Genomic DNA, 18,656 nt, shown 5'->3' on the forward strand with positions numbered 1-18,656 from the left:
GTGCCGGTCACAGCTTGCCGCCGCGCCCGCCGTCGCGCGGCGCGGGCGCGATGAGCGTGGAGAGGTACGGGAGGGGCTCGCCGTCGAGCTGGGACGCCGGCCGGATGGACTCCGACTCCAGCCCGAGCGCGGAACCCCACACGGCGTCGTCGATCCGCCCGGTCTCGCGCAAGGCCTCGGCGACCTCCCCGGCCTGCCGCCCGAACTTGTAGGCGACGACGGTGCCGGGCCCGGCGAGGGCCTCCTTGAGCACGGCGGCCCCGGCGGTGACGGGCACCAGGGTGAGCGGCTCGGTGCCCTCGGTGAGCACGGCACCCGAGCGCGCCGCGAGATCCTGCATGGCGGTGATCCCGGGGACGGTCTCGATGCCCGTCCCCGGCACCAGCTCGGCGATGGTCTGCGCGAGATAGGTGAAGGTCGAATAGACATGGGGATCACCGATGGTGGCGAACGCGACGACGCCCCGCTCCCGCAGCAACTGCGCGACCCGCTCCCCGGCCGCGTCCCAGGCAGCCTCCCGCCGCCCGCGGTCACTGCGCTCGTTCAGCGCGAACACCACGCGGACGACCTTCTCCGCCGGCACGTAGTGCAACACGGTGGCCTCGGCCCGCCCCCGCTCCAAGGTGTCCATGACGGGCACGACGACGACATCGGCGGCCCGCAGGGCATTGACCCCCTTGACGGTCACCAGCTCGGGATCACCGGGACCCACACCGACCCCGATCAACCTGCTGTTGCTGCTGCTGGTCATGACGTCCGGCACCTCTCCACGAACCGACGGGCGACACCGGGCTCGGACGCCCAGTGCGTGTGCAGATAACTGGCGTGCACACCTTGTTGTACGAAACCTTCGACCCGCGGCACAGGGGCGCGCACGCCCCAGGCGGGAGCCGCCCCCGCCCCCGGCTCGACGACCGTCCGGTGAAACTCGTGCCCCCGCATCCGGGTCCCGGCGGGCGCGAGCACACTGTCACCGACGGCCACGGCGTCCCGATACCCGAGGGTGAGCCGCCCGCTCATCCGCGCCCTGGCATCGAGCACCCCGCACATGGGCTGCCCGTCGAGCTCCCGGCACAGATACAGCAGCCCGGCACACTCGGCAGCCACGGGAGCACCGCCCTGCGCGAGCGCGGCGACGGCTTTGCGCAGCGGCTCGTTGGCGGACAGCTCGCTCACGTACACTTCGGGGAAGCCCCCACCGATGATCAACCCCCGTGTCCCGTCGGGCAGTTGCTCATCCCGAAGCGGATCGAAGGAAACGACTTCGGCACCCGCGGCAGCGAGCAGCTCACTGTGCTCGGCATAGGAGAAGGTGAAGGCGGCCCCACCGGCAACGGCAACCACCAGCCCGTCCGGCGTTTGAGGACGAGGCCGTTCAGGCCGAAGCGGGGGTCTGGGGGCGGCAGCCCCCAGGGTCGGGACGGGAAGGGGCGGCGGGGGCGAGGACCCCAGGACCTCAGCCGCATCCCAGGCCGCACACGACAACGCACCAGCACTCCGCGCCAGCCCCGCCAACGCCTCAAGATCGCACCCGGAGGAAACCTGCGCCGCCATGGCGGCAACCGCCTCCACAGCGTCGGTCCGCCGCTCGGCGACCGGCACCAACCCCAAGTGCCGCGAGGGCGTGTCCACCTGCGCAACCCGCCGCAGCACCCCCAGCACAGGCACCCCCGCCGACTCCAACGCCTCCCGCAACAACTCCTCATGCCGATCCGAGGCGACCTTGTTGAGGATCACGCCCCCGACCCGCACCTCCGGATCCCAGGACGCGAACCCATGCACCAACGCCGCCACGGACCGGGACTGCGACGACGCGTCGACCACCAGCACCACTGGCGCCCCGAGCAGCTTCGCCACATGAGCGGTGGACGCCAGTTCACCCTCCCCCGCGGCCCCGTCGAACATCCCCATCACACCCTCGACGACGGCGATGTCACACCCACGAGCCCCGTGCAGGAACAACGGCCCCACCAGCTCCGGCCCGCACAGATACGCGTCGAGGTTCCGCCCCACCCGCCCGGTGGCGAGCGCGTGATACCCGGGGTCGATGTAGTCCGGCCCGACCTTGTGCGGGGACACGGCAAGCCCCCGCGCGGCGAACGCGGCCATCAACCCGGTGGCCACGGTGGTCTTGCCGCTGCCCGAGGAGGGCGCGGCAATGACCAGCCTGGGGACGGAGGACGGGACACTCACGACGACATCACCACTCGATGCCTCGCTGGCCCTTCTGGCCCGCATCCATCGGATGCTTGACCTTGGACATGTCGGTCACGAGATCGGCGAACTCGACGAGCTTCTCGGGCGCGTTCCGCCCGGTGATCACCACATGCTGGGTCCCGGGCCGGTTCCGCAGCACGTCGACGACCTCGTCGGTGTCCACCCAGCCCCAGTGCATGGGGTACGCGAACTCGTCCAGCACATACAGCTTGTACGTCTCCGCGGCGAGGTCCCGCTTGACCTGCTCCCAGCCCTCCTGGGCCTTCTCCTCGTTGTCCATCTGGGAGTCCCGCTGCACCCAGGACCAGCCCTCGCCCATCTTGTGCCAGTCGACGGTCCCGCCCTCACCGCTGGCGCCGAGCACCCGCAGCGCGTTCTCCTCGCCGACCTTCCACTTCGCCGACTTGACGAACTGGAACACCCCGATCGGCCACCCCTGGTTCCAGGCCCGCAGCGCCAGCCCGAAGGCGGCCGTGGACTTGCCCTTCCCGATGCCCGTGTGCACGACGACCAGCGGACGGTTACGCCGCTGACGAGTCGTCAGCCCGTCGTCCGGCACCACACTCGGCTGCCCCTGCGGCATTACGCGGCCCTCCTCTTCGTCCCACCCTGTACATCCCTGACCAGCCCGGCGATCGAGTCCGCCCGCAACTCGTCGAGCGTCACCGCCGTCCCGCCCAGCTCCCCCGCGAGCTGCCCGGCGAGCCCCAGCCGGACGGGCCCGGACTCACAGTCGACGACCACGGAGGCGACCCCCTCGGCCGCGAACAGCCGAGCGGCCCGCCCAGCGAGCGCCACGGGCTCCGGACCACCGGTGGCCCGCCCGTCCGTCACCACCACGACCAGCGCCCGCCGCGCCGGATCCCGCAACCGCTCCACCCGCAGCACGTCGTGCGCGCGCAGCAGCCCGGCGGCGAGCGGCGTACGCCCACCCGTCGGCAACGACTCCAGCCGCACCGCCGCCGCGTCCACGGACGAGGTCGGCGGCAGCGCGACCTCGGCGGCCGAACCCCGGAACGTGACCAGGCCCACCTTGTCCCGCCGCTGGTACGCGTCCAGCAGCAGCGACAGCACGGCCCCCTTCACGGCGCTCATCCGCTGCCGGGCCGCCATCGACCCCGAGGCGTCGACCACGAACAGCACGAGGTTGCCCTCGCGCCCCTCCCGGGTCGCCTGCCTCAGATCGTCCCGCCGTACGACCAGCCCCGGCCCCGACCGCCCCCGCGCCCGCTGATGCGGCGCGGCGGCCTGCACGGTCGCCGCCAGGTGCAGCTTGGTGAGCGCCCCTTGAGGCCGCCGGGCCCCCGTCGTCCGCCCATGCTCGGTCCGCGCCCGCGAACGCCGACCGGCGGCCCCCTCACCGATCCCGGGCACGCTCAGCACCTTGGTACGAAAGGGCTCCGAGGCCCGTACGGCGGACTGCTCGGCAGCCCCGGAGGCCTGCGGCTGCCCGCCCTCGCCGGCCTCGGGCCGCGCATCGGTGTCACCGCCCTGCGGACCGTCCGAGTCCCCGGAGGGCGGCTGCCCGCCACCACCCGGTCCGCCGCCGTCGGGGTCCGGGTCGGGATCGTCGTCCTCGGAGAACTCCTCCAGCGTCTCGTCGAGCTTGTCCTCGTCGAGACCCGGCGCGTCGAAGGGGTTACGGCGCCTGCGGTGCGGCAGCGCGAGCAGTGCCGCCTGCCGTACGTCCTCGGCGAGCACCTCGGTGCGCCCGGCCCAGGCGGCCAGTGCGGTGGCCGTACGCGCCATCACGATGTCGGCCCGCATGCCGTCCACCTCGAAGGCGGCGCAGGTCGCCGCGATCTGCCGGAGCGCCCCGTCGCCGAGCCGCACCGACGGGAGCAACTGCCGTGCGGCGACGATCCGTTGACGTACGGAAGTCTCCTCGTCCGCCCAACGGGCCGCGAAACCGTCCGGATCGTCGTCGTAGGCGAGCCTGCGCCGTACGACCTCCACCCGCTGGTCCGGCTCCCGGGAGGCCGCGACCTCGACGGTCAGCCCGAACCGGTCGAGCAGCTGCGGCCGCAGCTCACCCTCTTCGGGGTTCATCGTGCCGACGAGCAGGAAACGTGCCGCATGCCGTACCGAGACGCCCTCGCGCTCGACGTACGACGCACCCATCGCGGCCGCGTCCAGCAGCAGGTCGACGAGATGGTCATGCAGAAGGTTGACCTCGTCGACGTAGAGGATCCCGCGGTGCGCGTCCGCGAGCAGGCCGGGCTCGAAGGCCTTCACGCCCTCCGCCAGCGCCCGCTCGATGTCGAGCGCGCCCACGAGGCGGTCCTCCGAGGCGCCGACCGGCAACTCGACCATCCGCGCGGGCCGTTCGGCACCGGGCCCGGCCTCGTGCGGTCCGTCCGGGCAGGAGGGGTCCGGTGCCGCGGGATCGCAGGAGAAACGGCACCCGGGAACGACGGCCACCTCCGGCAGCAGCGCGGAGAGCGCCCGCACGGCCGTCGACTTGGCGGTGCCCTTCTCGCCGCGCACCAGCACACCGCCGACCGCCGGGGACACGGCGTTCAGCAGCAGCGCGAGCCGCAGGTCGTCCTGGCCGACGACCGCCGTAAAGGGGAAGGGGGTGGTCACTGGTCGCCCTCCAAGTCGCCTTCCAGCTCCAGGTATGTGGCGCGCAGCCGCTCCAGGGTCTCCGCGTCCGGCTCGGCCCACAGTCCGCGGTCGGCGGCCTCCAGCAGGCGCTCGGTGATACCGCGCAGCGCCCACGGGTTGGACTGCTTCATGAACTCCCGGTTCTCCGGGGCGAAGACGTACTCGGCGCTGAGCTTCTCGTACATCCAGTCGTCCACGACGCCGGCCGTGGCGTCGTAGCCGAAGAGGTAGTCGACGGTCGCCGCCATCTCGAAGGCGCCCTTGTAGCCGTGCCGCCGCATGGCCGCCATCCAGCGCGGGTTGACGACCCGCGCGCGGAACACGCGGTGCGTCTCCTCGCCCAGCGTCCGCGTCTTCACCTGGTCGGGGGTGGCGGAGTCGCCGACGTACGCCTCGGGGCTCTCGCCCGTCAGGTGCCGCACCATGGCGACCATGCCGCCGTGGTACTGGAAGTAGTCGTCGGCGTCGACGAGGTCGTGCTCGCGGGTGTCGACGTTCTTCGCGGCCACGGCGATCCGCTTGAACGCGGTCTCCATGTCCCCGCGGGCGGCCCGTCCGTCGAGCCCGCGCCCGTACGCGTAGCCGCCCCAGACGGCGTACACCTCGGCCAGGTCGGCGTCGGAGCGCCAGTTGCGGGCGTCGATCAGGGGCAGCAGACCGGCACCGTAGGCGCCCGGTTTGGAGCCGAAGATCCGGGAGGTGGCGCGCCGCCGGTCGCCGTGCTGTGCCGTGTCCTCGTCGGCGTGGGCGCGCACGAAGTTGCGGTCGGCGGGCTCGTCCAGCTCGGCGACCTTGCGGACGGCGTCGTCGATGAGCCCGACGACGTGCGGGAAAGCGTCGCGGAAGAAGCCGGAGATACGGACGGTGACGTCGATGCGCGGCCGCCCGAGCTCGTCGAGCGGGACCACCTCGAAGCCGGTCACGCGGCGCGAGGCGTCGTCCCACACCGGCCGGCAGCCCAGCAGCGCCAGGATCTCGGCGATGTCGTCGCCCTGGGTGCGCATCGCCGACGTGCCCCAGACCGTCAGACCGACGGACTTCGGGTACGCGCCGGTGTCCTGCAGATACCGCTGGACGAGGGAGTCGGCGAGGGACTGGCCGACCTCCCAGCTCAGCCTGGAGGGAATGGCCTTGGGGTCGACCGAGTAGAAGTTCCGGCCGGTCGGCAGGACGTTGACCAGCCCGCGGGTCGGCGAACCGGACGGACCGGCGGGGACATAACCGCCGTTCAGCGCCTTGAGGATGTGCCCGATCTCGTCCGTCGTACGGGCCAGCCGCGGCACCACCTCGGTGCAGGCGAACTCCAGCACCGCGACGGCGTCCGGGAGTTCGGTGCCGAGCACCCCGCGGACGAGGGCCGGGGCGAGCGCGACGTCCCAGTCCCGTGCCTCCATGCCCTCCGCGATCCGCCGGCACAGCTGTTCCAGCAGGTCGATGGCGTCGGCGGCCGTTCGGGAGGGGCCCTCGACGAGATCGGTCAGCTCGACCGGCACCTTCACCGGAGCGCCGGGCTCGGCGAGCAGCTCCTTCTCGACCAGACCGAAATGAGAGGCCAGCGAGGCCCTGAGCCCCGGCAGCGCGTTCGCCTGCCCGCCCCACACCTGCGAGGCGCGCAGCACCGCCAGCACGAGGTTCACCCGCGGCTCGCCGACCGGCCCGCCGCCCAGGATGTGCAGTCCGTCCCGGATCTGCACGTCCTTGATCTCGCACAGATAGCCGTCGATGTGCATGACGAACTCGTCGAACTCGTCCTCGTCCGGCTGCTCGTCCACATGCAGGTCGTGGTGCAGCTCGGCCGCCTTCACCAGCGTCCAGATCTGCGCGCGCACGGCCGGCGCCTTCGTCGGGTCCAGGTCGGAGACGAGCGCGTACTCGTCGAGCAGCTGCTCCAGCTTGGCCAGATCGCCGTAGGTGTCGGCACGGGCCATCGGCGGTACGAGGTGGTCGACGACCGTGGCGTGCCCGCGCCGCTTGGCCTGGGTGCCCTCACCGGGGTCGTTGACGATGAACGGGTAGATCAGCGGGAGTTCACCGAGCACCGCGTCCGGCGCACAGCCGCCGCTGAGCCCGAGTCCCTTGCCGGGCAGCCACTCCATCGTCCCGTGCTTGCCCATGTGGACGATCGCGTCGGCGCGGAACGTATTGTCGAGCCACCGGTAGGCCGCCATGTAGTGGTGCGAGGGCGGCATGTCGGGGTCGTGGTAGATCGCGATCGGGTTCTCGCCGAAGCCGCGCGGCGGCTGGATCATCACGACGACGTTCCCGAACTGGAGGGAGGCGAGGACGATGTCCTCCCCGTCGACGTACAGATTGCCCGGCGGCTCGCCCCAGGCCTCCAGCATGGCGTTCCTGAGTTCCGGGTCGAGCTCGTCGAACCACGCCCGGTAGTCGGCGAGCGGCACCCGTGCGGGCGCGGCGGCCAGCTGCTCCTCGGTCAGCCACTCCACGTCGTGACCGCCGGCCGCGATGAGCCGGTGGATCAACTCGTCGCCACCGGAGGGGTATTCGGTGAGGGAGTACCCGGCGGCCTTCAGCGCGTCCAGGACCTGCACCGCCGACGCGGGCGTGTCCAGGCCGACCGCGTTGCCGACCCGCGAGTGCTTCGTCGGGTACGCGGTGAACACGAGCGCCAGCTTCTTGTCGGCGTTCGCCTTGTGCTTCAACTGCGCGTGCCGTACGGCGATCCCGGCGACCCGCGCGGCCCGCTCCGGGTCGGCGACGTACACCGGCACGTCGTCAGGGCCCTGCTCCTTGAAGGAGAACGGGACGGTGATGAGCCGCCCGTCGAACTCGGGGATCGCGACCTGCATCGCCGCGTCCATGGGGGACAGGGCGGCATCCGACCCGTCCCAGGCCTCGCGGGACGACGTCAGGCAAAGGCCCTGCAGCACGGGTACGTCGAGGTCGGCCAGCGCCCCGATGTCCCACGCCTCCTCGTCACCGCCGGCCGACGCCTGCGAGGCATGTGTACCGCCGGCGGCGAGGACGGTGGCGACCAGGGCGTCGGTCCGGCCGAGGATCTCGTACAGCCCGGCGTCCGCACCGCGCAGCGAACCGCAGTAGACGGGCAGGGCATTGGCGCCCTTCGCCTCGATCGCGTCGCAGAGGGTGTCCACGAAGGCGGTGTTGCCGCTCAGTTCATGGGCCCGGTAGAAGAGCACGCCGATGGTCGGCCGCCCCTCGACGAACTCCCGCTCGCCATGGACGCCGTACTCCGGCATCTTCTGCGGCTCGACGAATCCCTCGCCGGTCAGCAGCACGGTGTCGGACAGGAACCGGGCGAGCTCGGTCAGGTTGGCGGGCCCGCCCTCGACGAGGTACCTGAGCGCCTCCGCCACGACACCCGCGGGTACGGACGACTCGGCCATCAGCTCGGCGTCGGGGACGGACTCCCCGCCGAGCAGCACGGTGGGGATCCCGGACGCCCTGAGCGCGGCGAGCCCGTCCTCCCAGGCCCGCTTCCCGCCCAGCAGCCGTACGACGGCGATGTCGGCGCCGTCGAGGAGGCCGGGCAGTTCCTCGGTCACATCCACCCGGGTCGGGTTGCCGATCCGGTAGTCGGCACCGGACGCGGCCCGGGCGGCCAACAGATCCGTGTCGGCGGTCGACAACAACAGCACTGTGCTCATGCGGGCGCTCCCGGTGGAATGAAAGGCAGTCCTTGCGGCGCGCCCGACTCGATGAGCCGCCACAGCGCGTCCGTGTCCGCGTGTTGTTCGATCAGGTCGCCGAGCCGGTCGAGCTGCTCCTCGCGCAGCGCGGCGAACGAGGTGTCGGGCGCCGGTACGAAACGGCGGCCCGCGGCGGCCGCCACCTCGCGCAGAAAGGCCCGCCGGAACCCGTCCGACTCCAGCGAACCGTGCCAGTGCGTGCCCCAGGTCTGCCCGACCCGGATGCCGTCCAGGAAGGCTTCCCCTCCGGCTATGTCGGCGACACCGTGATGGATCTCGTACCCCTCGACGTGCTCGCCGAGGGCTTCCCCGACCGGCCGGGTGAGGGTCTTCTCGCGGGCGAACCGCACCCGCACGGGCAGTACCCCGAGCGCTTCCACATGGCCGCGCCGGCTCTCCACCTCGTCCTCGATGTGCTCGCCGAGAACCTGGAAGCCACCGCAGATGCCGAGGACGGGCCGCTGCTCGGCGGCCCTGCGGACCAGGGCGTCCGCAAGTCCCCGCTCGCGCAGCCACTCCAGGGCCTTCACGGTCCCCCGGGTCCCGGGAACGACGACGAGGTCGGCGTCGGCGAGCTCCTCCTGCCGGTCCACGAACCGCACCACGACGCCCGGTTCGGCGGCCAGGGCGTCCACGTCGGTGAAGTTGGACATGAGCGGAATCGCGCACACGGCGACCCGCAGCACGTCCTCGCCGACGGGCGGCGCGACGTTCGACTCCCGCACCGTCCCGCGCAGGGAGACCCGCAGTCCGTCCTCCTCGTCGATGCCGAGACCGTGCTGGAAGGGCAGGACGCCGTAGGTGTGCCGTCCCGTGAGTCCGTGCAGCATGTCGAGCCCGGGCTCCAGGAGGCTCACGTCCCCCCGGAACTTGTTGACGAGGAACCCGGCGACCAGCTCCTGGTCCTCGGGGGAGAGCAGGGCGACGGTCCCGAAGAAGGAGGCGAAGACCCCGCCGCGGTCGATGTCACCGACCACGAGCACGGGAAGCCGTGCGTTGCGGGCGATCCCCATGTTCACGATGTCGGTCCGGCGCAGGTTGATCTCGGCGGGAGAACCCGCCCCCTCACAGATCACGGCGTCATACGTGCCCCGCAACTCGGCGAGACAGTCGAGCACGGTCCCCAGAAGCTGCTGCTGCCGCCCACCGTGATACCCGCGCGCACTCAGCTCGCCGACGGGCTTGCCCATCAGCACGACCTGGCTGCTCTGCTCGCCACCGGGCTTGAGCAGCACGGGGTTCATCAGCGCGGTCGGCTCGATGCGGGAGGCCTGCGCCTGCATGGCCTGAGCCCGCCCGATCTCGGCCCCCTCGCGCGTCACGAACGAGTTGAGGGACATGTTCTGCGCCTTGAACGGCGCGACTTTCACTCCCTGCCGCACCAGCCACCGACAGATCCCGGCGGTGACGACACTCTTCCCGGCATCGGAGGTGGTACCGGCAACGAGAAGCCCCCCGCCGCTCATGACGCACTCCCGAAGGCTGTGGGCAGTCGTTCCGCTAGGGCGGAACGGGTGGGCACAGCCCCAACCGCCGGGCGCCTCGCCGCCCGCCCTCGCAGCACCGCCCCAGCCGCACCGACCCCCAACGCCAACCACCCCACCCGCCGCGACAACCGCACGGCCCGCTCGATGTCCCCGACCTCCACAGCCCGCCCCTGCCCGTTCAGCACAGGCCGATGCTCGACCCGCCCCCCGTACGACAACGTCCCGCCCAGCCGCACCCCCAGCGCCCCCGCGAACGAAGCCTCCACGGGCCCGGCGTTGGGACTCGGATGCTTGGCGGCGTCGGAACGCCAGGCCCGCACCGCACCGCGACGGTCACCTCCCGCGACGGCTGCAAGCACGGCGGTCAGACGTGCCCCCGGCCACCCCGCCACATCGTCCAGCCGCGCCGAAGCCCACCCGTACCGCCGGTACTTGGCCGACTTGTGCCCCACCATGGCGTCGAGCGTGTTGACGGCCCGGAACCCGAGCAGCCCCGGCACCCCGCCCACGGCCCCCCACACCAGCGCCCCCACGACGGCGTCGGACGTGTTCTCGGCGACGGACTCCACCACCGCCCGCGCGATCCCGTCGGCGTCCAGGGCCTGCGGATCCCGCCCGCACAAATGCGGCAGCCTGGCCCGCGCGGCCTCGACGTCCCCGGCCTCCAGCGCACGCCCGATGCCACGGGCCTCGCGCGCGAGCGAAGTCCCCCCGACGACGGCCCAGGTGGCGGCCGCGGTCAGTGCGAGGGAGGCGGCAGGGGACGGACGTACGGCCCTCTGCGCGACGACACCGAGCGCAAGGGCGCTCCCGGCGCACACGGCGGTGTGCAGCGCGCCCCACCCGCGATGGTCCCGCCACAACACCCGCTCCACGGCCCCCGCGGCCCGCCCGAACACGGCGACCGGATGCCCACGGCGCGGATCGCCGAGCAGATGGTCACCGAGGAGGCCGGCGGCGGCGCCGTACGCGAAGACGCGATCGGCACGCATCGGCTCAGCCGGCCGTGGGGTCGGGCAGCGACCTGGTCCTGAACCTCAAACGGCAGGCTGGCATGACGACATGTCCTCACTCAGGGTGTCCACGCCCTGGTTCGACGAGACCGGCGGTGAGAGTTCCTGGCTCCCGGGGCTTACTACCCCGGTGACAGTGGCGGGACCGCGCCGGACTCGCACCGGCTTCCTCTCGCGCCGCCGTAAATGGCTTCGGCAGTCCACCACGCCCCCGAACGGCAGTCAACTTGCCGTTGACCTGCGACGGGGGAGTGTGCTGAGGCCCACACCCGGCGCTCAGAACCCGGCATGAAAAACCCGCGGGGCGAGGAAGCACGAAAGGGTGCTTCCTCGCCCCGCGGGACGGTCGGGAAAGACGGTCCGGCCGCAGCCTCAGGACTTGGCGACCACCAGATGGATTCCGTACGCCACCGCCGCCGCGCACCCCGCGAAGGCCACGTATGCGCCGGCCACCGCCAGGGACGCCGAGTTGCCCTGTGCCACGGCCCGCTCGCGACGCGACAGGCCCATGATGCCGAGGGTGAACAGGGCCACCAGGCCCACCGTGACCGCGAGGCTGACGCCGAAGACGGAGCCCAGGGCTGCCCAGTCGATCTTCATGCTGCTTCTCTTCCTTCGTACCGGGTGGGCGGGCTCAGACGGTCGCGGCCGGCGGGGTCGCCGGGTCGGGGGCGGCGGTCACGGGGGCCGGGGCGGGGATCGTGGCCGTCAGGCCCTCGGTGACCGTGCCCGTGGGGGGCGGGGTCACGGCGGCGATCGCCGTGGTCACCACGCCGGCCGGCTCCTCGGTCTCGTTGACGTTCGACGCGTCGACGACCTCGCGGCGGGAGATCTTCCAGATGGCCGCACTGGCGGCGACCAGGAAGGCGGCGACGACGGCGGTGCCCCAGTCACCGAGATCCGTCACGGACTCCGCGCCCGCACCGGCCAGCGCCGCGGCCGGCAGCGTCAGGCACCAGGCCACGAGCATGCGGGTCGCCGTCGACCAGCGGACCACGCCGCCCTTGCGGCCGAGGCCCGCGCCCATCACCGAACCGGAGACGACATGGGTGGTGGAGAGGGAGAAGCCGAGGTGCGAGGAGGCGAGGATCGCCGTGGCCGCGCTGGTCTGGGCGGCGAAGCCCTGCTGCGGCTGGAGCTCGGTCAGACCCTTGCCCATCGTGCGGATGATGCGCCAGCCGCCGATGTAGGTGCCGAGCGCGATGGCCAGGCCCGCGGAGAGGATGACCCAGGTGGGCGGGTCCGAGTTGGGAGCGACGGCACCGCCGGCGACCAGGGCGAGGGTGATGATGCCCATCGTCTTCTGTGCGTCGTTGGTGCCGTGGGCCAGCGAGACCAGGCCCGCGGAGGCGATCTGGCCGGCGCGGTAGCCCTTCTCGGCGGCCTTGCCGTCGGCCTTCTTGCCGAGGGTGTACGACAGCCGGGTCGCGAGCAGTGCCGCAAGGCCCGCGACGATCGGGGCGGCGAGCGCCGGGATGAGCACCTTGGTGACGAGCACGTCGCCGTGCACCGCGCCCATGCCGGCCGAGGCGATGGTGGCGCCGATCAGGCCGCCCATCAGGGCGTGCGAGGAGCTGGAGGGAAGCCCGACGAGCCAGGTCAGCAGGTTCCAGAGGATCGCGCCGACCAGCGCCGCGAAGATGACCTCGGGACGTATGCCGGTCTCGTCGACGAGCCCCTTGGAGATCGTGTTGGCGACCTCCACGGAGAGGAAGGCACCCGCAAGGTTGAGCACGGCGGACATGGCCACCGCGACCTTGGGCTTGAGCGCGCCGGTCGAGATGGTGGTGGCCATCGCGTTGGCGGTGTCGTGGAAACCGTTCGTGAAATCAAACGCGAGTGCGGTTACTACCACAATCGCGAGGATCAGCGAGAAGTTTTCCATTTACCCAGGCAATCGTTCGAAGTCAACGGTCGGTTGACCGTAGGCAACCTGGGTGAACGGAAGATGAACTGAGGGCGGCTGCACGATGTCCGGATGGGGGTCGCCGCTTCGCTCTGTCCCGGCGACCCCCGGTCTCGCGGTGTCCTTGGTCAGTAGCCCCGGGCGAACTTCCTCAGCTGGGTCTGCGACCCGTTGAAGAGATTCTGGTCACCTGGCAGTCCGCCGCTGTTGTCGTACTGCCAGAAGGTCCAGAACGACCAGCCGGCCGGCAGGGAACCCGCGGCCCCGGCCTCGTGACGGGCTATCCACAGCGCGTGGCTGGAGGCGAACGCGCCGCTTCCGCCGGTGCACGCGTTCCACCAGTGGGTGGTCGTGTAGATCACGGGGTGGCGGCCGGTGAGCCGCTTCACCTCGTCGCTGAACGCCTTGATCCAGCTGACCATGCGCGCCTTGCTCAGGCCGTAGCACCTGTGCTTGGCGCTGTACGGGTTGTATTCGATGTCGAGCGCGGGTGGCAGCGTCCAGCCGTCCGACCGCCACCTGCCCCCGTGGTTCACGAAGTACGCCGCCTGCGCCCTGCCCGACGACTTGTCCGGCAGCGCGAAGTGGTACGCCCCCCGGATGATGCCGGCGCTGCGGGCGCCGTTGTACTGCTGGTTGAAGTACGGGTTGCGGTAGTTCGTGGACTCGGTCGCCTTGACGTAGACGAACCTGGCGCCCTTGGCCTTCGCGCTCGACCAGTTGACGTTCTTCTGGTGCGAAGAGACGTCGTGGCCCTGCGGCAGACTCGCCGCCGAGGCCGGAAGCCCGGCGAGAGCCGCCCCGGTGGCGGTGAGTGCCGCCACGGAGACCGCGAGGACGCGGGCGCGGCGGCGCAGCGGTTTGTGATCACGAGCCATATTTCCCCCCGGAATGGCGACGTGCACGACAAAACAACGGGAGATTACTGGAAGGTCGTCGAATGCCCGGTGATCTCAGGCCAAGCAGGGAGAGAGGGTGATATGTCCCTATAAGGGGTCTTTCGGAGGCATGGCTTCCGCCCTAAAGTGCCCCCGCCCGGCGCCGGGCCGGGGAGGTGCCTGGCAGGATCGCGGCATGGCTGAGCAGCGGCGGGACCAGCGAGGCGAACGGGATGCGCGAGAAGGTGTGCGGGACGTGCCGGAGCGGTGGGGGAGGGGTGTGAGTACCGAGGTGGCACACGCCTGGGAGGCACTCGTCGCGACCGCCCGCCGCACGGTCGCCGACGGCCTCGTCGTCGGCACCTCCGGCAATGTCTCGGTGCGCGTCGGGGACACCGTGCTGGTCACACCCTCGGGTGTGCCCTACGACCGGCTCAGGCCCGAGGACGTGACCGGCGTCGATCTCGACGGCCGCCAGGTGCTCGGCACGCTCGTCCCGACGAGCGAACTCCCCATGCACCTCGCGATCCACCGCACCACCGACGCCCGCGCCGTCGTCCACACCCACGCCGTGCACGCGACGGCCGTCTCGACGCTCGTCCCCGAGCTCCCGGCGATCCACTACATGGCCGGCGCCCTCGGTGGCCCCGTCCGAGTTGCCCCCTATGCGACATACGGCAGTGAGGAGTTGGCCGAGAACATGCTCCACGCCCTCGCCGACCGCACCGCCTGCCTGCTGCAGAACCACGGCACGATGGCCTACGGCGGCACCCTCGACCAGGCCTACGACCGCACGGCCCAACTGGAATGGATGTGCCGCCTGTGGCTGACGGCCTCGTCGGTGCCGGGCCTGTCACCGACACTGCTCTCCTCGCAGCAGCTGGCGGAGGCGGGGGACAAGCTGCGCGGGTACGGGCAACGACAGTGAGGTCCGCCCGGCCGCAGTCGGCGGGCCGGCAGCGGCGAGGAGGCTCGCACCACCGCAGTCGCCGCGGGCGGCGCGGCTGTCGGTCGTCCGCATCACCCTGATGCTGCGGTCCCCGCAGCGGGTGGCGGAGGTGGGGAGGGGGTGCGTGGGTACGGGCAGCGGTGGTGAGGTCCGTACAGCCGTCGTGGGCGTGAACGCGGCACGGCTGTCGGCGACCTCGCCTCACCCCGCCCCGTCCTCCCGCTGGCCGCAGGCGGGGTCCGCCAGGACACTGGACGGGTGCGCACAGTCAAAGCGACGGCCGCAGCCGTCACCGTAGCCCTGGCGGCCGGCGCGGCAAGCGTGGCCGCCGGCCGGTTCGCGAGCGACGCGGCGCTCAAGGCGCCGCCGGGCCGGCCCCTGCCCACCGAACCCCAGCTCACCGTGCACGCCACGGCCGCCGGCCAGATCGCGCTCACCCGCGACCTGGCGGCCATGCGCCCCGGCACCTACGGCCTCGCCGGCGACGGCACCCACGCTGTCGTCGGCCCCGTCCTCGCCACGGCGACGCACTCCGCCGACACCGTCGTCCGCCGCCTGGAACGGGTCACGCACGGCACCCTGGAGCCCGGCGACAAGGTGTGGCTGACCCCGAACCTGCACACCGGCGACCCGGGCAGCGCCCTCGGCCTGCCCCACACCGACGTCGACATCCCCGGCGAACTCGGCTACCTGCCCGCCTGGTTCGTGCCCGGCGTCCGGAACACCTGGGTGATCGCCGTGCACGGCCTCGGAGCCACCCGCGAACTCCCCATGAACATCATGGAGTTCCTGCACCGCCAGCGCTTCCCGGTCCTCGCCCTCGCCTACCGCGGCGACCCCGGCGCACCCCGCCCCCCGGACGGCCTGGGCCACCTCGGCGAGACGGAGTGGCGCGACGTGGACGCGGCGATCCGGCACGCCGTCAGCCACGGCGCCAAGCAGGTCGTCCTGCACGGCTGGTCGACCGGCGCCACCATGGCGCTGCGCGCCGCCGCCCACTCCGGGCTGCGCGACAGCATCTCCGGACTGGTCCTGGACTCCCCGGTGCTCAGCTGGGCCACGACGCTGCGCGCCCTCGCCGCGGCCCGCCGCACACCGGGCGCACTGCTGCCGCTCGCCGTGCGGGCCGCCCAGGGGCGTACCGGCATGGAGCGCGAGCGCACCGCCGAGGCCGAGCAGCTCACCGTGCCGACGCTGATATTCCACGGACCGGACGACACCCTGGCCCCCTGGGAGTACTCCCGCCGGTTCGCCCACGCCCGTCCCAACCTGATCGCTCTGCGCACGGTCCCGAACGCCCCGCACTCGGCGATGTGGAACGCCGACCCGGAGGCCTACGAAGAAGCGTTGCGCCGCTTCCTCACCCCCCTCATGTGATCCCTTCACCGCCCCTCCCGCGGTGCCGGGCCGGAGCGGAGATGAACGGTCGGCGCGATTCCGTTTAAGGCCGTACCACTGGCCTGTTCCCGCCCCCGAGCCGCCCGCCGGACCCCGTGCGTTGGCCAGTCCCGTCGCCCGCCGTGACATTCCGTTTGGGTTTTCGGACCGTCAACCGGAAGACTGCACCCGTGACGTCCCGTATCCCGCGCGACTCCAGGCTTCGACTCGTCGGCCCGCGATCCCTGTCCGCCGCCCCCAGAGCCGTGAACCAGCGCCGCCCGCGCCGCGCCGCGCCCCGCCCCCCGGAGGGCACCCCGGCACCCGCGGAGCTGGCCAGAATGGCTCGCTCCCAGCTGGCCGCCGCGGCCCGCGTCGCCCGCTGGGCCGACGCCGCGCTCGGCCCGGGCAGCGACGGCGCGACCGCCGACGGCAAGGCCACCCTCGCCGACGCGACCGCCGAACGAGCCGCCCGGGACCTCGGCCTGACCGTGACTCAGGTGCGGGCCGACTGGGACACCGCCCGGCTCGCCGGACTCGTCGAGGTGCACGGCGACAGCGCCCGCCCCGGCTGGCGGCTGCGCGCCTGGAACCGCGACGACAGCGCCGTCCTGCGCGGCTGGGTCGCCCTCTTCGACGCCTGGTCCCTCGCCCACGGCGAGCCCGCGGACCACGAGCCCGCCGCCGTCGCCGAGGTCGTCTCGGCCATGCCCCAGGTGCTCTCCTTCCTGCAGCTGTCCGCCGGGCCCGTCCCGGTCGACCAGCTCCTCGACCTTCTGGTGCAGCGCGTCACCGAACTGCGCACCGAGCGCTGCGAGATCCCCTACGGCCCGCAGCCCGAGCCCGTCGAGCAGCCGCCGGCCCTCGACGCCCCGCTCGCGCCCCTCCTCGACTGGGCCCTGCACGCCCTCGCCTCCGTCGGCGCCCTCACCTACGGCGGCGGACAGGCCACCCTCACCCCGCTCGGCAGCTGGGCCGTCTGGGTCAAGCTGGAGCAGATCTGCGTCGCCGCGCAGAGCCCCGCCGGGAACATCGAGGTCGCCGCCGACGAGATGCTCCGCGGCTGCGCCCAGCTGCGCCCCAACGCCGCCCGCGCCGAATACCGCGCCTGGCTCGCCGCCCGCCCCGTCGGCAGTGCCGTCACCGAACTCATCGCCGCCGCCCGCGGCGACGACGCCCTGCTGCGCGGCCTCGCCTTCGAGGCACTGCGCGTGGTCGGCGCCCCCGCCGAGCCGGACGTCAGGGCCGTCGCCGACGAGCCGACCCTGCGGCCGTACGCCCTGCTGTGGCTGGCCGAGCACGACGGGGTCGACCCCGAGGACGCCCACGAGGTCCTCACCCGCGAAGAGGCCACCTGGCTGTGGGTCGACACCGCCGCCGCGGTCGCCGACCACGGCGAGGCCCCGATGCTCGTACGCCACCTGGAGTCGGCCGTACAGCCGACGGTCCCCCTGCTCCTGGAAGAGGTACGGGCCGTAGGCCACCCCCGTACCGTCCAGGTCCTCGTCGCCCTCGCGGCGGCCCACCCGGACCCGGCCCTCGCGAAGGCGGTCCGCCGGGCCGCGTTCCAGGTGCACACCGGCGGTAGCTGAGCGCCCCGAAGGGGCGCGGGGCTGCGTTGAATGTGCGGCTACCGCCGCGTGGGCGCGACCAGCCACGAAGCAGCCGCAGACGCGCGACGGCACATCGCGGCACATGGCCAGGCGCTCGGTGCAGGGCCGAACGGGGGACACCCCCGTTCACCCGCCGCCGTGTCCCCCGCACAGCCCGTGCCCGCGACTACGCTCTGCGCCGAATCCGAGCCAATGGGCGCTGAAGGGGGCAATGTGGTCGTTCTGCCGGTCGAGGCGACGGAGCCGAATCCCTCCGCCCCTGGGCGCCCCGGGGGCGCCTGGCGTCCGGCTCTGCGGCGCCGCCTTCCCGCCGCCCTCGCCCTCCTCGTGGCCGCGCCCGTCCTGGCGGCCCTCCACGCGACCCGTCCCGCCCCCTACGGCGACCACTTCACCGCCCACGCGTCCTACGCGCGCGAGGGCCGCCATCCGCTCGCCGTGCTGCCCGTGCGCGGGGAGGCCGTCACGCTCTGGGACGACGGAGTGGTCACCGCGAACGACGGCACCTCCGTCCGCTGGCACCGCGCCCTGCCCGCGGCCGACGACTGGCTGCCCGCCCAGGGCGGCACCGGAGTGCTGCGCCCCCTCGGCCGCGGGATCCTCGCCGTCGTCACCCCGCCCCGCATCGCCGCCTACCGCCTCGCCGACGGCGACCTGCGCTGGGCGGTGCCCGCGCACGAAGGGTGCGTCTTCACGCCCGGGCGTGCCGTACGTCACGCCGGAGCGCTGATCGTCGCCCAGCCCTGCCCGGCGGCGGCCTGGACGTCCCAGCTCATCGCCGTCGACGACCTGGGCCGGATCACCCCGCACCGCACCCCCCTCGGCAACGACGTCCCCGGGAGGCGGCCCGAACACCCGAACACAGAAAAAGTGCTTGCACGGCCCCGTTAGACTTGGCCCATGGCCATTCTCCTCGCGCATTAGACGGCGGGAACGCCTCA

General features: G+C 72.5%; 14 protein-coding genes and 1 riboswitch. Of the genes, 4 read left to right on the forward strand and 10 right to left on the reverse strand.

The genetic code is table 11. From position 1 onward, the window contains the following. Positions 1–7: 7 nt before the first annotated feature. The 10 genes from cobI to ACFY1U_RS05195 all read right to left on the reverse strand — a co-directional run bounded on the left by cobI (position 8) and on the right by ACFY1U_RS05195 (position 13,779). The gene (cobI, locus tag ACFY1U_RS05150) at positions 8–751 is read right to left on the reverse strand and encodes a precorrin-2 C(20)-methyltransferase (RefSeq protein ID WP_390692746.1); all 744 of its coding nucleotides are present in this window, start codon (positions 749–751) and stop codon (positions 8–10) included. After that, on the reverse strand, positions 748–2,238 hold the full coding sequence (locus ACFY1U_RS05155; RefSeq protein WP_390692747.1) for a cobyrinate a,c-diamide synthase: 1,491 nt from the start codon (positions 2,236–2,238) through the stop codon (positions 748–750). Before ACFY1U_RS05155 ends, cobI begins: the two co-directional genes overlap by 4 nt. Further along, entirely contained in the window at positions 2,201–2,800 is a 600-nt protein-coding gene (gene cobO, locus ACFY1U_RS05160) for a cob(I)yrinic acid a,c-diamide adenosyltransferase (protein ID WP_390692748.1), read from the reverse strand. The genes ACFY1U_RS05155 and cobO overlap by 38 nt, the downstream gene beginning before the upstream one ends. Continuing rightward, positions 2,800–4,803 carry a putative cobaltochelatase gene (locus ACFY1U_RS05165; RefSeq protein WP_390692749.1) on the reverse strand — a complete coding sequence of 668 codons (2,004 nt, stop codon included), beginning with the start codon at positions 4,801–4,803 and terminating at the stop codon, positions 2,800–2,802. The genes cobO and ACFY1U_RS05165 overlap by 1 nt, the downstream gene beginning before the upstream one ends. Next, positions 4,800–8,453, reverse strand: coding sequence for a cobaltochelatase subunit CobN (gene cobN / locus ACFY1U_RS05170; protein WP_390692750.1), 3,654 nt, complete (start codon positions 8,451–8,453; stop codon positions 4,800–4,802). The genes ACFY1U_RS05165 and cobN overlap by 4 nt, the downstream gene beginning before the upstream one ends. Beyond that, positions 8,450–9,961 carry a cobyric acid synthase gene (locus ACFY1U_RS05175; protein WP_390692751.1) on the reverse strand — a complete coding sequence of 504 codons (1,512 nt, stop codon included), beginning with the start codon at positions 9,959–9,961 and terminating at the stop codon, positions 8,450–8,452. Before ACFY1U_RS05175 ends, cobN begins: the two co-directional genes overlap by 4 nt. Beyond that, a complete protein-coding gene (locus ACFY1U_RS05180; RefSeq protein ID WP_390692752.1) occupies positions 9,958–10,974 on the reverse strand; it encodes a cobalamin biosynthesis protein in 1,017 nt (338 codons plus the stop codon). Before ACFY1U_RS05180 ends, ACFY1U_RS05175 begins: the two co-directional genes overlap by 4 nt. A 99-nt stretch (positions 10,975–11,073) precedes the next feature. Further along, a riboswitch (cobalamin riboswitch) is annotated at positions 11,074–11,216 on the reverse strand. Between the two features lie 151 nt (positions 11,217–11,367). Continuing rightward, positions 11,368–11,595: a hypothetical protein gene (locus tag ACFY1U_RS05185; protein ID WP_390692753.1), complete on the reverse strand. Its 228-nt coding sequence runs from the start codon at positions 11,593–11,595 to the stop codon at positions 11,368–11,370. Between the two features lie 34 nt (positions 11,596–11,629). Then, entirely contained in the window at positions 11,630–12,880 is a 1,251-nt protein-coding gene (locus tag ACFY1U_RS05190; protein ID WP_390692754.1) for an anion permease, read from the reverse strand. A gap of 149 nt (positions 12,881–13,029) precedes the next feature. Next, positions 13,030–13,779 (reverse strand): lysozyme, encoded by a 750-nt coding sequence (locus ACFY1U_RS05195; RefSeq protein WP_390692755.1) that lies wholly within the window; start codon positions 13,777–13,779, stop codon positions 13,030–13,032. A gap of 196 nt (positions 13,780–13,975) precedes the next feature. Between ACFY1U_RS05195 and ACFY1U_RS05200 the strand changes: the two genes are divergently transcribed. From ACFY1U_RS05200 to ACFY1U_RS05215, 4 genes are all read left to right on the forward strand, one after another. After that, a complete protein-coding gene (locus ACFY1U_RS05200) occupies positions 13,976–14,707 on the forward strand; it encodes a class II aldolase/adducin family protein (protein WP_390692756.1) in 732 nt (243 codons plus the stop codon). A 279-nt stretch (positions 14,708–14,986) separates the two neighbouring features. Further along, the gene (locus tag ACFY1U_RS05205) at positions 14,987–16,105 is read left to right on the forward strand and encodes an alpha/beta hydrolase family protein (protein WP_390692757.1); all 1,119 of its coding nucleotides are present in this window, start codon (positions 14,987–14,989) and stop codon (positions 16,103–16,105) included. A 191-nt stretch (positions 16,106–16,296) separates the two neighbouring features. Further along, the gene (locus ACFY1U_RS05210) at positions 16,297–17,697 is read left to right on the forward strand and encodes a hypothetical protein (protein WP_390692758.1); all 1,401 of its coding nucleotides are present in this window, start codon (positions 16,297–16,299) and stop codon (positions 17,695–17,697) included. 234 nt (positions 17,698–17,931) lie between these two features. After that, on the forward strand, positions 17,932–18,606 hold the full coding sequence (locus ACFY1U_RS05215) for a hypothetical protein (protein WP_390692759.1): 675 nt from the start codon (positions 17,932–17,934) through the stop codon (positions 18,604–18,606). Positions 18,607–18,656 lie beyond the last annotated feature (50 nt).

This window comes from Streptomyces sp. NPDC001351, assembly GCF_042896045.1.
Taxonomy (GTDB): domain Bacteria; phylum Actinomycetota; class Actinomycetes; order Streptomycetales; family Streptomycetaceae; genus Streptomyces.

Coding starts and splice junctions, on each gene's coding strand:
- cobI (WP_390692746.1), bottom strand. CDS start 751: ATGACCAGCAGCAGCAACAGCAGGTTGATCGGGGTCGGTGTGGGTCCC.
- ACFY1U_RS05155 (WP_390692747.1), bottom strand. CDS start 2,238: ATGCGGGCCAGAAGGGCCAGCGAGGCATCGAGTGGTGATGTCGTCGTG.
- cobO (WP_390692748.1), bottom strand. CDS start 2,800: ATGCCGCAGGGGCAGCCGAGTGTGGTGCCGGACGACGGGCTGACGACT.
- cobN (WP_390692750.1), bottom strand. CDS start 8,453: ATGAGCACAGTGCTGTTGTTGTCGACCGCCGACACGGATCTGTTGGCC.
- ACFY1U_RS05175 (WP_390692751.1), bottom strand. CDS start 9,961: ATGAGCGGCGGGGGGCTTCTCGTTGCCGGTACCACCTCCGATGCCGGG.
- ACFY1U_RS05180 (WP_390692752.1), bottom strand. CDS start 10,974: ATGCGTGCCGATCGCGTCTTCGCGTACGGCGCCGCCGCCGGCCTCCTC.
- ACFY1U_RS05185 (WP_390692753.1), bottom strand. CDS start 11,595: ATGAAGATCGACTGGGCAGCCCTGGGCTCCGTCTTCGGCGTCAGCCTC.
- ACFY1U_RS05190 (WP_390692754.1), bottom strand. CDS start 12,880: ATGGAAAACTTCTCGCTGATCCTCGCGATTGTGGTAGTAACCGCACTC.
- ACFY1U_RS05195 (WP_390692755.1), bottom strand. CDS start 13,779: ATGGCTCGTGATCACAAACCGCTGCGCCGCCGCGCCCGCGTCCTCGCG.
- ACFY1U_RS05200 (WP_390692756.1), top strand. CDS start 13,976: ATGGCTGAGCAGCGGCGGGACCAGCGAGGCGAACGGGATGCGCGAGAA.